Origin of the sequence: Microbacterium pratiae, assembly GCF_047302165.1 — a bacterium.
Lineage (GTDB): Bacteria > Actinomycetota > Actinomycetes > Actinomycetales > Microbacteriaceae > Microbacterium.
Window position 1 is genome coordinate 2,274,689 of sequence record NZ_CP154843.1, and the last position, 13,101, is coordinate 2,287,789.

Consider the following 13,101-nt stretch of genomic DNA (forward strand, 5'->3'; position numbering starts at 1 on the left):
CGGCATCCAGGAGGGGTACATGGCTCGCATCGGTGAGAGTGCCGACCTGTTCAAGTGCTCGTTCTGCGGAAAGAGCCAGAAGCAGGTTCAGCAGCTGATCGCAGGACCCGGCGTCTACATCTGCGACGAGTGCGTCGAGCTGTGCAACGAGATCATCGAAGAGCGCATGGCCGAATCGGGCGACGAGTCGGTGGCCGAGTTCGACCTTCCGAAGCCGCGCGAGATCTTCTCCTTCCTCGAGGAGTACGTCGTCGGGCAAGACCCCGCGAAGCGTGCCCTCTCGGTGGCGGTGTACAACCACTACAAGCGCGTGCGCGCGCACTCGACGCTTCAGCCGGCCGAGCAGCGCGCCGACGACGTCGAGATCGCCAAGAGCAACATCCTGCTCCTCGGCCCCACCGGCTGCGGCAAGACGTACCTCGCGCAGACATTGGCCAAGCGGCTCAACGTCCCCTTCGCCGTCGCCGACGCGACGGCGCTGACCGAGGCCGGCTATGTCGGCGAAGACGTCGAGAACATCCTGCTCAAGCTCCTGCAGGCGGCCGACTTCGACGTCAAGCGAGCCGAGACCGGCATCATCTACATCGACGAGGTCGACAAGATCGCGCGGAAGGCCGAGAACCCGTCCATCACGCGCGACGTGTCGGGCGAGGGCGTTCAGCAGGCTCTTCTGAAGATCCTCGAAGGCACGGTCGCCTCCGTGCCTCCGCAGGGAGGGCGTAAGCACCCCCACCAGGAGTTCATCCAGATCGATACGACGAACGTGCTGTTCATCGTGGCGGGAGCGTTCGCCGGCCTCGAGGAGATCATCTCGTCCCGCGTCGGCAAGCACGGCGTCGGCTTCGGGGCGCCGCTGCAGGAGAAGGACAAAGAGCTCGATCTCTTCCGCGAGGTCGAGCCGGAAGACCTGCACAAGTTCGGCCTGATCCCGGAGTTCATCGGGCGTCTGCCCGTCGTCACCTCCGTCGCACCGCTCGACCAGAAGGCGCTCATCGAGATCCTCACCGGGCCGAAGAACGCCTTCGTCAAGCAGTACCAGCGGATGTTCGAGCTCGACGGCGTGGAGCTCGAGTTCGAGGATGACGCGCTTCGGGCCATCGCCGACCTCGCCGTCGCCCGGAAGACGGGTGCCCGCGGCCTGCGTGCGATCCTCGAAGACGTTCTCGGGCCGATCATGTTCGAGATCCCGTCCGCCGACGACGTCGACAAGGTCATCGTGACCCGAGCTGCGGTCGAGGAGCGTGCCGCGCCGACGCTGGTCCTGCGACAGAAGCGCAAGAGCGCCTGACGCGACGCTGGTCCGACGGTCGCGGCGATGTCGCGGGTGCCGTCTAGCATCACGGCATGCAATGCATCATCTTCGATACGGCGAGTTCGCTCGACGGCTTCATCGCCGACGCCGCCAACTCACTCTCCTGGCTGTTCGCGGTCGACGGAGGCGATCAGCCAGACGCGAGTCTGATTCCCGCCGACGCAGGGGTGCTGGTCGAAGGATCCACGACCTACGAATGGCTCCTCGCTGAGTCCGATCTCCTGGCGCACCCCGAGCGATGGCACGAGTTCCACGGTGATCGTCCCACGTTCGTCTTCAGTTCACGCGATCTGCCCCGCCCGGCCGGCGCTGACATCCGGTTCGTGTCCGGACCGGTCTCCGAGGTTCTGCCGCGCATCCGTGACGCGGCCGGGCGTCGCGACATCTGGGTCGTCGGCGGGGGAGACCTCGCGGGGCAGTTCTTCGACGCAGGCGCACTCGACCAGATCGCCGTGTCGTTCGCTCCCGTGACGCTCGGCGGGGGAGCCCCGTTGCTCCCGCGCCGCATCGAGTCCGACCGGCTCTCGCTGCGATCGGCGGCGCAGGTGGGAGCGTTCGCGCGCCTCGTCTACGACGTGAAGCCGACCGGTGGAGGCGATTCTGCGCCGCCACCGGTCGTACCTGCGTGAGCGAGGTGCGTCAGGCGACGAGGCCGCGGCGCGCCAGGAGCGGCTCGATTCGGGCATCGCGGCCGCGGAAATCCCGGTAGGCCTCGAGAGGGTCTCGCGAGCCGCCGACACCGAGCAACCGCTGGCGGAAGCGATCGCCGTTCGCGCGGGTGAGGCCACCGTTCTCTTCGAACCACTCGACGGTGTCGGCGTCGAGCACTTCGCTCCAGATGTACGAGTAGTACCCCGCGCTGTAGCCGCCCGAGAAGATGTGAGCGAAGTAGGCGGACGAGTAGCGTGCGGGCACGGCGGCGTCGTCGAGTCCGATGTCGGCCAGAGCCGCGGCTTCGAAGGCGGCGACGTCGGTCACGGCCGCAGCCTCGTCGGCGGCGAGCGAGTGCCACGCGAGATCCAGCCACGCGGCGGCGAGATACTCGCTCGACAGGAAGCCCTGGTTGAAAGCCCCGGAAGCCTCGAGCCGTTCGACGACGGCCGTGTCGAGCGGCTCGCCGGTCTCGACGTGTCGGGCGTAGTTCGACAGCACCTCGGGCCGGTAGATCCACATCTCGTTGACCTGGCTCGGGAACTCGACGAAGTCGCGGTACACGTTGGTTCCCGCGAATGTCGGATATGTCACCGTGGCGAACAGACCGTGCAAGGCGTGCCCGAACTCGTGGAACAGGGTCGTCACCTCGTCGAGCGTCAGCAACGTCGGGGTGCCCGGGGCCGGCTTCGGCACATTGAGATTGTTGACGACGATCGGCGCCGTCCCACGCAGTTCGGATTGCGAAGCGATCGAGTTCATCCAGGCGCCGCCGCGCTTCGTGTCGCGCGTGTAGAGGTCGAGGATGAACAGTCCCAGGTGCGAGCCGTCCTCGTTCGACACCTCGAACACGCGCGCGTCGTCGTGATAAGCGGGAAGGTCGTCGCGCTCGCGGAACGTGATGCCGTAGAGCCGCGTCGCGGCGAAGAACACGCCGTCTTGCAGCACGCGTTCCGCCTCGAACCACGGGCGCAGGGCCGCGGTGTCGATATCCAGCGTCCCCGCGCGGACACGCTCGGTCGCGTAGGCCCAGTCGGCGGCCCGGACCGCATCGCCATCGAGGACGGACTGGAGGGCCTCCTTCTCACGCCGTGCGTTCCGTGCCGCGGGTGCCGCGAGCTTGCGGAGGAGTGACGCGACGGCTTCTGGGCTGCCCGCGGTCTGGTCCGATGTGACGTAAGCGGCATGCGACGGGAAGCCGAGCAGCTCGGCGCGCTCGGCACGCAGCCGCACGATCTCGAGGAGAACAGGGCGGTTGTCGTGCGGTCCAGGTCGCGAGCCGCGGGCTCGCGACGCGTCGAGGATCCGCTGTCGAGACCGGGGGTTCGTCAGGGAAGCGAGGGCGGGGTGGCCCGTAAAGAGCGTCAGTGTGATGACGAAGGCACCGGGCAGGCCGCGGTCGGCCGCGGCTCGCGCGGCAGCAGAAAGCTCACCGTCGCTCAGTCCGTCGAGGTCGTCGCGCGCATCGAAGACGACCGCCAGGTCGTTCGTGTCTGCGAGCAGATTCTTCTCGAAGGTCGTGGTGAGCATGGACAGCCGACTGTTGAGCTCGGTGAGGCGCTGCTTCGCGGTCGCGTCGAGTCCCGCGCCGGCGTGGGTCATCTGCACGAACCTCCGCTCCAGCAGATAGCGCTGTTCTTCCGTCAGGCCCAGGGAATCGCGTGCCTCGTGCAGACGCACGATCCGGGAGTACAGGCGCGGATCGAGGAGGATGGCGTCCGAATGCGCGGACATCAGCGGCGCCAGCTGCTCGTCGACCGCCTGTACGGCGGGCGTCGCGTCGGCCGAGCTGACCGTGTAGAAGATGCGCGCGACTTGACCGAGAAGCCGGCCGCTCTCCTCCCATGCCAGCACGGTGTTCTCGAAGGTCGGCGCCTCGGCGGAGTTCGCGATGCCATCGATCTCGGAGCGCTGCTGAGAGAAGCCCTCCTCGAACGCAGGCAGATAGTCGTCGACCGCGATGTCGCGGTAATCGGGAAGCCCACCCGGGAGGCTCGGTGCGGACAGGAGCGGATTCGAGGATGCCGACATGCCTCCAGCCTACGTCGATTCGCAAAGAACGTGTTGCAAAGAAAGCGTTGCAAAGCTATCTTCGGATCCATGACCGATACGAGAGACGATGGCCGCGGCCGCCGCGAGATCCGCGCGCTCGACTCCGGCGCCCTCCGGGCCCTCGCGCATCCCGTGCGCGTGCGCCTCTACGACATCCTGAGCCAGCAGGGGCCCCAGACCGCGAGCACCTTGGCCGCGATGACGGGGGAGTCATCCGGCTCGACGAGCTACCACCTGCGTGCCCTGGCGAAGCACGACCTCATCAGAGAGGTCCCCGATCGGGGTACCGCTCGGGAGCGGTGGTGGGAACGGCCGTCGGGAGGGGTGTCGTTCCCCGGCCCCGACACGTTGCGCACCCCGGCCGGACGAGCGGCGTCGCAGGTGGTGATGGGCGAATTCCTCGAGCGTCGTCACGAGCAGTTGATGCGCTTCGTCGGGAGCACGCTGCGCGACGAACTCGATCCGTGGGCGGAGAACGCCCTGATCACCTCGGCCACCGTGTCGCTGACGGTGGAGCAGCTGGGCGAGGTGAACGCCCGGATCCAGCGCGTCATAGACGACGTCGTCGACGAGTACCGGATCGACCCGAATGCTGAGCCCACCCCCACCGCGGACCGCCGCATCGTCTCGCTCCGTGCCGAGGCGTTCCCGATCACGACAGAGAGCGACTGATCGATCATGAGCACCCTTACCGACTCCTCGACCGACGCACCCCGGTCGAGGCCCCCGCGTCCGCTCGGGCGTGACTTCTCACGGCTCTGGACAGCAGCCGCGTTCAGCAACCTCGCGGACGGTCTGGGCCGTACCGCGGTGCCCCTCATCGCGACCACGCTGACTCGCGACCCGCTGCTGATCTCGTTGCTCGGGGCCGCGGCCTTCGTCCCCTGGCTCGTGTTCGGTGTGCCCGCCGGTGTCATCGTCGACCGGTTCGACCGGCGTCGGGTCATGGCCGTGGCGAACACCGTGCGCGGTATCGCCGCCGTCGGATTGGCGGTGCTCACGGTCACGGGCGGCCTCGACATCGTCTGGCTCCTCGTCGGCACGCTCGTGTTCGGCTTCGGTGAGACGCTCTTCGACAATGCGACGAACGCGGTCATCCCGGCCGTCGTGGCCCGTGATCAGCTGGATCGAGCCAACGGCCGGATCCAGGCGGCCCAGATCACCATCGACAGCTTCCTCGCGCAACCGGTCGCCGGCGTCCTCTTCGCCGTGTCGCTCGCGCTGCCCCTCTGGCTCGGCGCGGCCGGCTACCTCGTGCCCATCGCCCTCGCGCTCCTGCTGCCGCTCTCGGCGGCTCGGTCCCGTGCGACCGCTGCTGTCGTCGGACCGGAGCAGGGTGAGGTCGTCCCCGGTGTCGTCCCGGAGCCGATGCCCGCGACAACCAGCGAGCCGGTGCCTGCGGGGGCGGCGCTGCGGTACCTCTGGCGCCACCGGTTCCTGCGCGCGCTCGTGGTGTTCACCTCCGTGGTCGGTTGCGCCTTCGCCTTCGCGCAAGCACCGACGCTGCTCTACTTCCTCGACGTCCACGGTGTCCCCGAGATCGCTATCGGCTTCGTGACCGCCGGCGTGGGGATGGGTGCTCTCGCGGGATCGCTCGTCGCCGCCCGCCTCGTCTCACGATGGGGCCGGGGCAACGTGATGTGGGGTGCGAACCTCGCCGCGGCGGCATGCATGATCGCGGTCGGCTTCGCGCCGAACCTCATCGTCGCGGTCATCGCCTACGCCGGGATGGCGTTCGCCGTCTCGCTGTGGAACGTCCCGTGGGGCGCCCTGCGCCAGCAGATCATCCCGCCCGCGCTGTTCGGACGAACGCTGGGCATCATCCGGACGCTCACGTGGGGGCTCTTCCCCGTGGCCACGGTTCTCGGCGGGCTGGTCGCGTCGATCGACCTTCGGCTGCCCTTCATCGCATCAGGGATCGTGTGCCTCATCGCGACGGCTGTCTGCACGCGTCTGATCCGATCCGCATCCGCGCACGGCGTTCCCGCCGCGTCCGAGTGAGCGGCGGGAGCGCGAGGCGTCAGAACGTGTCGTCGTCTATCTGACCCACGACCGCCTCGCCTGTGGCGTCGAGAGAGACCACGACACCCGTCTCCAGTTCCGCCACCGGGCGCCCCTCGAGCCAGGTCAGGGTCCATTTCGGACGGGGGTCGACATCGAGGACGCGGTCCACCGCGCGGACCTGGTCGCGGAATGCGGCGGGCAGAGAGGCGGGCGGCTCGTCGCCGCTCGTCCAGCGGGTCCCGAGGCGCACGTCAGGCCTCCTGAGGGGCGAGCTCGACGTGCTCCACGACGAGCTCGCCGTCACCGTCGAGCAGTTCGAGCCGAGCGATGCGTCCGACGGCCTTCAGGTCGCCTTCGGCACGCCGCAGACGGTCGACGGTGGCGGCATCCGCTCGCAGCGACAGCACCGAGACCGGCGTCTTCTGCGAGGCCTTCGCCTCGGTCTTCGCCCGTCGGATGCCGATCAGCGCCGCGCTCGCTGCGGTGAGGACGGCCGGGTCGCCGTCGATGCCGCTCGCCTCGGGCCACGATGCGGTGTGCACCGAGCCGTCCTCGAACCACGACCACGCTTCCTCCGCCGCGAAAGCGAGCACGGGAGCGAGCAGGCGCAGCAGTGAGGAGAGTGCGAGGCGGAGCGCCAGAGCAGCCGACGCCTGCCCCGCGTCGGAACGGTCGTACGCACGTTCCTTCACGAGCTCGAGGTAGTCATCGCAGAACGTCCAGAAGAACGCCTCGGTGATCTCGAGGGCGCGGGCGTGGTCGTAGGACTCGAACGCGCGAGTGGCATCGACGATCACTCGGTCGAGTGTGGCCAGCATGGCCGCGTCGAGATCGTGGGTCACCGTGGCGCCGTCGGGCACCGGGAACGAGAGCACGAACTTGGCGGCGTTGAGGACCTTGATGGCGAGGCGGCGCCCGATCTTCACCTGCGTGGGGTTCTGCGGGTCGAATGCGGCGTCGGAACCCAGGCGGCTCGATGCCGCCCAGTAACGGACCGCGTCAGTGCCGTGCTGGGCGAGGATGTCGGCGGGCGTGACCACATTGCCCTTCGACTTCGACATCTTCTTGCGGTCGGGATCGACGATGAAGCCGGAGATCGCGGCATCCGACCATGGCGCCCGTCCGTCTTCGAGCGCGCTCCGGAGCATCGTGGAGAACAACCAGGTGCGGATGATGTCCTGCCCCTGGGGACGCAGGTCGAACGGGGCGACGAGCTCCCAGAGCTCCTCGTCGCGCTGCCAGCCGCCCGCCAGCTGCGGGGTCAGCGACGACGTCGCCCAGGTGTCGAAGATGTCGCGCTCTGCATCGAATCCGCCCGGCACGCCGCGCTGATCGGCGGTGTAGCCGGCAGGCACATCCGTCGTCGGGTCGACCGGGAGCTGCGCGGCGTCCGGTGTGATGACCCGGTCGTAGTCTCGTTCGCCGTTCTCATCGAGCCCGTACCAGATCGGGATCGGCACGCCGAAGAACCGCTGGCGCGAGACGAGCCAGTCGCCGGTGAGGCCGTTGGTCCAGTTCTCGTAACGCACTCGCATGAAGTCGGGGTGCCACGACATCTCCTGGCCGAGCGAGATGAGGCGCGTGCGGAGCTCCTCGTCGCGTGCGCCGTTGCGCAGGTACCACTGACGCGTCGAGACGATCTCGAGCGGGCGGTCGCCCTTCTCGAAGAACTTCACGGGGTGGCTGAAGGGCTTAGACACCTCGAGCAGCTCACCGGACTCCTGCAGCAGCTCGACGATGCGCTTCTTCGCGCTGAAGACGGTCTTGCCCGCTAGCTCGGCGTACGCGGCCCGCGCGGCATCAGTCACGATGACGTCGGGCGCGTCGGCGACGATGCGGCCGTCGTGGCCGAGGATCGTGCGGTTCGGCAGGTCGAGCTCGCGCCACCAGATGATGTCGGTCACGTCGCCGAAGGTGCAGATCATCGCGATACCCGATCCCTTGTCGGGCTGCGCGAGGTGATGCGCGAGGACCGGCACCTCGACATCGAAGAGAGGACTGCGGACCGTCTTGCCGAAGTAGGGCTGGTACCGCTCGTCATCCGGGTTGGCGACGAGTGCCACGCAGGCCGGCAGCAGCTCCGGCCGGGTCGTCTCGATGTGGATGTCTCCGCTGCCGTCGGTCTTGTGGAACGCGACGCGGTGGTACGACGCTTGCTGCTCGCGATCCTCGAGCTCGGCCTGAGCGATGGCGGATCGGAAGTCGATGTCCCACAGCGTCGGCGCGAGCGCCTGATAGGCCTCGCCGCGCTCGAGGTTGCGCAGGAAAGCGAGCTGGCTGATGCGGATCGTGTCGTCGGAGATCGTGCGGTACGTCTGCGTCCAGTCGACCGAGAGGCCGAGCTGACGGAAGAGCGACTCGAACTGCTTCTCGTCCTCGATCGTCAGCTTCTCGCACAGCTCGATGAAGTTGCGGCGGCTGATCGGCACCTGGTCGGCCGCGCGGCTCGACTTGTTGTCGCCGCCTTCGAACGGCGGAACGAACGACTCGTCGTAGGGGAGCGTCGGGTCACAGCGCACGCCGTAGTAGTTCTGGACGCGACGTTCGGTCGGTAGGCCGTTGTCATCCCAGCCCATCGGGTAGAAGACGCTCTTGCCGCGCATGCGCTCGAACCGCACCTTGAGGTCGGTGTGGGTGAACGAGAAGACGTGACCGATGTGCAGCGACCCGGATGCCGTCGGGGGCGGGGTGTCGACGGAGAACACTCCGCCGCGTCCCGTCTCAGCGGCGCGAGCACGAGCGAACAGGTAGGTGCCCTGATCGGCCCACGCGGCGTCCCACTTCTGCTCGAGGCCTTCCAGAGCGGGCTTCTCGGGAATGTGCGCTGTCATGGGAACTCCTCGCCGATATGTGCGGCACTGTGTGAGCGTGCCTGAGTGTGCGTCATCCGAGTCTACCGGGGGTGGGGCACCGCGCCGGTGCCCCACCCCTCGCGTCAGAAGGCGGCTTCGATGGTGTCGTTGCCCTCGATGACCTTGCGCACCTCATCGCTCGTGAACGCGTCGATCAGCGCCTGGGTGGCGGGGGAGTCCGCCTCGGCGGACGGGACGACGAGCTGAAGCGCGAAGCGGTCGTCGAGCTCGGTCAGCAGACCGTCGTCCTGCGGGGTGAGACCGAGTGCGGCGATGTGCGAGGGCCACTGGAACACCAGATCCGCCTCGTCGTACGCCGTGTTCAGCTGATTGATCTCCAACGACAGGAACTGCAGGTTCTTCGGGTTGTCCGTGATGTCGTCGAGCGTCGCGGTGTAGGGGTCGACGCCCGGGGCGAGTCCGATGACGTCGGCGTCGGCGAGCAGCTTGAGGGCCCGCGCGGTGTTCGAGGAGTCGTTGGGGATCGCGACCGTGGCGCCGTCGGGGAGCTGGCCGATGTCGATCAGCGTCTTGGAATAGAAGGCGATGACGAAGTTGTAGACGGGCTGCACAGCCTCGAGCGACGCTCCGTTCTTCTCGTTGAACTCCTCCATGTAGGGCTCGTGCTGCGAGAAGTTCGCGTCGATGTCACCGGCTGCGAGCATGTTGTTGATCGTGACGTAGTCCGACACCGGGACGAGTTCGATCTCGTACCCGTCGGCGATCGCGGCGCCGGCGGCCGCGACGATGTCCGTCGCGGGCGCGGTGACGGCGCCCACGCGCAGCGTCGTGACGCCGGAATCTGTGTCACCGGGCGTACCGGCGCAGCCGGCGAGGAGACCGGTCACCGCGAGGGCGGCGATGGCCGCCGTGGCGATACGGGTGCGAAGGGTGCGGACGGGCATGGGTTCTCCTTGTGAGAGCGGACGGGTGAGGGTCAACGGTGGTCGAGCCGGATCGAGAGCCGGTGGCCGACGGACTGGATGACCAGCACGGCGACGAGGATGACCGCGATCGTGAAGTACATCAACGGGTAGTCGTACTCCTGGTAGCCGAAGCGCAGCGCGAAGTCGCCGATGCCGCCCCCGCCGACGACGCCCAGGACAGTGGAGTAGGACAGGAGGCTGATCGTCGCCGACGTGAGTGCGTAGACCAGGCCGGGAAAGGCTTCCGGAAGGAGGAAGCGCACGATGGTCTGGGGGAGCGTCGCGCCCATCGTGCGCGCGACGCGAGGGATGCCGGGGCTGATCTCGCGCAGGATCTGCTCGACCAGACGCGCGTAGATCGCGACGGCGACGAAGCAGAGGGAGAACGTGGCCGCCGGCGTGCCGAACGTCGTCCCGTACACGAGGCGTGTCACGGGGACGAGGAACACGACGAGCAGGAGGAAAGGGAAGGAGCGCACGACGTTGATGAAGAGGTTGCCGATCCACCAGACGAACCGGTTCGGCGCCGCACCGCCCCGTCGGGTGAGGTAGACCAGCATTCCGAGGGGGAGCCCGGTGACCACCGCCGCTCCGAGCGACACGAGAAGCATGTAGCCGGTCTCCCCGAGCGCTTCGAGCAGGTCGCCCCCGCGCCGCTCGAGGGACTCGCCGAGGCCGGTCATGCCCCGAGCTCCCGCCGAGCACGGTCGAGATAGCTCTCGCGGCCCAGGTCGGCCTCGGGCTCGACGCTCAGGATGTCGTCGAGGCGGCCGCCCTCGAAGAGGGCGACGCGGTCGCAGATGCGTCGCACGACGGACAGATCGTGCGTCACGACGACGACTGTCGTGCCGAACCGCTCGCGGGCCTCTCGGAGGAGGGCGAGGACGCCGTCGGTCGTCGTGGCGTCGAGCGACGACGTCGGCTCGTCGCACAAGAGGATGTCGGGACGCGCGACCAGCGCCCGGGCGATGCCCACCCGCTGACGCTGGCCGCCGCTCAGCTGGGCCGGGTACGCGTCCTCGCGGCCGCCGAGCCCCACGAAGCGGAGCATCTCGTCGACGGCGTTCCGATGTGCGAGCGCGGGCAACCGATCCCGACGGTCGCGCAGATCGAGCGCCAGCGAGACATTCTGGCGGACCGTGCGGTTCGCGAGCAGGTGGACGCCCTGGAACACGACCCCGATGCGGCGGCGCAGTGCGCGGAGAGCCGCGGGACCGAGGCTCGTCGGATCCTGGCCGAGCACACGCACGGCGCCGCTCGTGGCGACGATCTCGCCGGTGAGGAGTGCGAGCAGCGTGCTCTTGCCGGCGCCGCTCTCGCCGATCACCCCGAAGATCTCGCCCGACGAGACGGTGAGGTCGACAGCCGCGAGTGCGCGAGGGCCGCCGGGGTACGTGACGTCGACCCTGCTCAGGGAGATGGGGGCGGCGGTCGCGGGCACGAGGCATCCTCAGATAGTTGGACGACGTTCAACTATAGTCGAGGCATGGTCACCCGGTACCGCACCTCCGCATTCAACGACGACGGCGGAACGGGCGTCAGCCGCGTGCCGGACGGCCTCGAGGTGGTCGTCTCCAACCCGCTCCAGCCGGGACATTCCGTCGATGCCAGCAATCCCGAGCAATTGCTCGCGCTGGCCTGGTCGACTTGCCTCGATGCCACCGCGCAGGCGATCGTCGGGGGACGCCACCGGACGAAGGCGAGGGTGGAGGTCAGCCTGCGCGACGCCGAGGGGCGCGCCGGCTATGAGTTCGTCGCGACGGCCTTCGTGTCGGGTGAGGGCCTGAGCGAGGATGAGGCCTCGCAGCTGGCCGCCGCGGCCCACGACCGTTGCCCCATCTCGCGGCTGCTGCACGACTCACCGCTGGCAGACGTGCGCGGCGAAGCCTGGACGACGACGTGACGAGAGGTCGTCAGCGGTCGACCGCGAAGCCCAGATGGGGCATGTCCACGCCTCGGTAGTGCACGACGAACCGGCGGCGTACGGTCATCCCGAGCCGGATGGCCACGTTCATCGAGGCGATGTTGGTGTCGCGGATCTTGGCCCAGATGGACGGGGCGCCGAGCTCGCGGAAACCCCAGTCGCGCGCGGCTGCCGCAGCCTCGGTCGCATAGCCGCGATGCCAGTGCGCCCGCTGGAACAGGTAACCGACCTCGAGGACCTCCTGGTCGCCGACGAACTGGCGCGTGATGCCGCACTGCCCGATCATCCCGGATCCGGGCAGGTCGACCGCCCACAGGCCGAACCCGTCGTCGTCGTACCGCCGCAGGTTGCGCGCGAGCCACTGCGCGCTCTCGTCGTCGTCGAATGCCCCCTCGTACGCCGTCATCGCGATGGGGTCGGTGAGAATCTGGCGAAGGGGGTCGAGATCGTCCACGGTCATCGGGCGGAGCACGAGGCGATCGGTCCGGGCGATCATCGGCGAGTGTCCTCGGCCGGGCTGTCGTCGCGAACGTCCCACCCGAGCGCTGCGGCGAACGCGGAAGCATGCGCCTCGACCTGGCGCCGCGACGCGGTGGCGCCCGCGAGAGCGCGGATGTCCGTGAACGCGAGCGCCTCGAGACCACGGAGGTCGAGATCGGTGCTGGACAGCGCCCGGGTGTCGAACTCGTCGACCGTCGTGTTCGTGAATCGCACCCGTTCGAGGAGAGCGCCGGGTGCGTCGAGCGTCCCGATGCGGCAATCGACGATCTCGAGGTCGCGCAGCGTCGACGCGGCCGCGGACAGGTAGTCGATCCGAACACCGCGCAGGATCACCCCGTCGAAGCGCGCGCGCTGCGCGTCGAGGGTGCCGATCCGCCCGCCGCTCAGCGACACGGTGCGCCAGCTGCCGTCGCCGGCGCGGAGCTCGGCTGTCGCCAGATCGGCGATGACCACGTCGCTCAGAACTGCGCCGGTCAGATCGAGCCGGTCGGGTGCGGCGGGCTCGACCGTGCTCTCACTCAGTCGCGCGTGAGCGCCGTCGACAGAGCCGCTGCCGACGGCGATCGAGGCCTCGACGAGATCGCCGTGCCGCGACAGGGCGGCGCGCTCGAGATGCCGGGGAAGGTCGGGTTCGCTGACGCGAGGGGGCGCAGGACGAGAACGCGGTCGAGCCATACGTTCAGCGTAGGCCGACGGTATGATGGTCACATCAGCACCGATCCGGCCATCACCGGGGAGCTCTCGGAAGAACAGCGGTCATCCGCTCAGTAGAACCGAGCGGGGCAGGCCCGTCACAGCCGCTGGGAGAGTGGCCCTCCGGGGCAAGCGGGGTGGTACCGCGGTCGCACGATCGTCCTCGCAGGAAGTCCGACCCTGCGA

13 protein-coding genes are annotated in these 13,101 nt (G+C 68.5%); 5 read left to right on the forward strand and 8 right to left on the reverse strand.

Going from position 1 to position 13,101, the window contains the following annotated elements:
• Positions 1 to 19 precede the first annotated feature (19 nt).
• Together clpX and AA0Y20_RS10830 are read left to right on the forward strand one after the other, a co-directional pair.
• Positions 20 to 1,288: an ATP-dependent Clp protease ATP-binding subunit ClpX gene (gene clpX, locus AA0Y20_RS10825; RefSeq protein ID WP_412939220.1), complete on the forward strand. Its 1,269-nt coding sequence runs from the start codon at positions 20 to 22 to the stop codon at positions 1,286 to 1,288.
• Positions 1,289 to 1,344: 56 nt separating this feature from the next.
• On the forward strand, positions 1,345 to 1,941 hold the full coding sequence (locus AA0Y20_RS10830; protein ID WP_412939221.1) for a dihydrofolate reductase family protein: 597 nt from the start codon (positions 1,345 to 1,347) through the stop codon (positions 1,939 to 1,941).
• A 10-nt stretch (positions 1,942 to 1,951) separates the two neighbouring features.
• On the opposite strand, the gene AA0Y20_RS10835 is transcribed toward AA0Y20_RS10830, so the two are convergent.
• The gene (locus tag AA0Y20_RS10835; protein WP_412939222.1) at positions 1,952 to 3,994 is read right to left on the reverse strand and encodes a M3 family metallopeptidase; all 2,043 of its coding nucleotides are present in this window, start codon (positions 3,992 to 3,994) and stop codon (positions 1,952 to 1,954) included.
• A 69-nt stretch (positions 3,995 to 4,063) separates the two neighbouring features.
• On the opposite strand from AA0Y20_RS10835, the gene AA0Y20_RS10840 reads away from it, so the two are divergent.
• Positions 4,064 to 4,687: a helix-turn-helix domain-containing protein gene (locus tag AA0Y20_RS10840; protein ID WP_412939223.1), complete on the forward strand. Its 624-nt coding sequence runs from the start codon at positions 4,064 to 4,066 to the stop codon at positions 4,685 to 4,687.
• 6 nt (positions 4,688 to 4,693) lie between these two features.
• On the forward strand, positions 4,694 to 6,016 hold the full coding sequence (locus AA0Y20_RS10845; protein ID WP_412939224.1) for an MFS transporter: 1,323 nt from the start codon (positions 4,694 to 4,696) through the stop codon (positions 6,014 to 6,016).
• A gap of 19 nt (positions 6,017 to 6,035) precedes the next feature.
• Here the strand turns inward: AA0Y20_RS10845 and AA0Y20_RS10850 are convergent, their stop codons facing one another.
• The 5 genes from AA0Y20_RS10850 to AA0Y20_RS10870 all read right to left on the reverse strand — a co-directional run bounded on the left by AA0Y20_RS10850 (position 6,036) and on the right by AA0Y20_RS10870 (position 11,238).
• Positions 6,036 to 6,269 (reverse strand): hypothetical protein, encoded by a 234-nt coding sequence (locus tag AA0Y20_RS10850; protein ID WP_412939225.1) that lies wholly within the window; start codon positions 6,267 to 6,269, stop codon positions 6,036 to 6,038.
• Position 6,270: 1 nt separating this feature from the next.
• The gene (gene valS, locus AA0Y20_RS10855; RefSeq protein ID WP_412939226.1) at positions 6,271 to 8,850 is read right to left on the reverse strand and encodes a valine--tRNA ligase; all 2,580 of its coding nucleotides are present in this window, start codon (positions 8,848 to 8,850) and stop codon (positions 6,271 to 6,273) included.
• Positions 8,851 to 8,954: 104 nt separating this feature from the next.
• Positions 8,955 to 9,776 (reverse strand): MetQ/NlpA family ABC transporter substrate-binding protein, encoded by an 822-nt coding sequence (locus tag AA0Y20_RS10860; protein ID WP_412939227.1) that lies wholly within the window; start codon positions 9,774 to 9,776, stop codon positions 8,955 to 8,957.
• Positions 9,777 to 9,808: 32 nt separating this feature from the next.
• Positions 9,809 to 10,480 carry a methionine ABC transporter permease gene (locus AA0Y20_RS10865; RefSeq protein WP_412939228.1) on the reverse strand — a complete coding sequence of 224 codons (672 nt, stop codon included), beginning with the start codon at positions 10,478 to 10,480 and terminating at the stop codon, positions 9,809 to 9,811.
• The gene (locus tag AA0Y20_RS10870) at positions 10,477 to 11,238 is read right to left on the reverse strand and encodes a methionine ABC transporter ATP-binding protein (protein WP_412939229.1); all 762 of its coding nucleotides are present in this window, start codon (positions 11,236 to 11,238) and stop codon (positions 10,477 to 10,479) included. The genes AA0Y20_RS10865 and AA0Y20_RS10870 overlap by 4 nt, the downstream gene beginning before the upstream one ends.
• A gap of 45 nt (positions 11,239 to 11,283) precedes the next feature.
• Here AA0Y20_RS10870 and AA0Y20_RS10875 point away from each other — a divergent pair, with 45 nt between their 5' ends.
• Positions 11,284 to 11,700 carry an OsmC family protein gene (locus AA0Y20_RS10875; RefSeq protein ID WP_412939230.1) on the forward strand — a complete coding sequence of 139 codons (417 nt, stop codon included), beginning with the start codon at positions 11,284 to 11,286 and terminating at the stop codon, positions 11,698 to 11,700.
• A gap of 10 nt (positions 11,701 to 11,710) precedes the next feature.
• Here the strand turns inward: AA0Y20_RS10875 and AA0Y20_RS10880 are convergent, their stop codons facing one another.
• Entirely contained in the window at positions 11,711 to 12,217 is a 507-nt protein-coding gene (locus tag AA0Y20_RS10880; protein WP_412939231.1) for a GNAT family N-acetyltransferase, read from the reverse strand.
• Positions 12,214 to 12,897 (reverse strand): hypothetical protein, encoded by a 684-nt coding sequence (locus AA0Y20_RS10885; protein ID WP_412939232.1) that lies wholly within the window; start codon positions 12,895 to 12,897, stop codon positions 12,214 to 12,216. The genes AA0Y20_RS10880 and AA0Y20_RS10885 overlap by 4 nt, the downstream gene beginning before the upstream one ends.
• Positions 12,898 to 13,101: the final 204 nt, after the last annotated feature.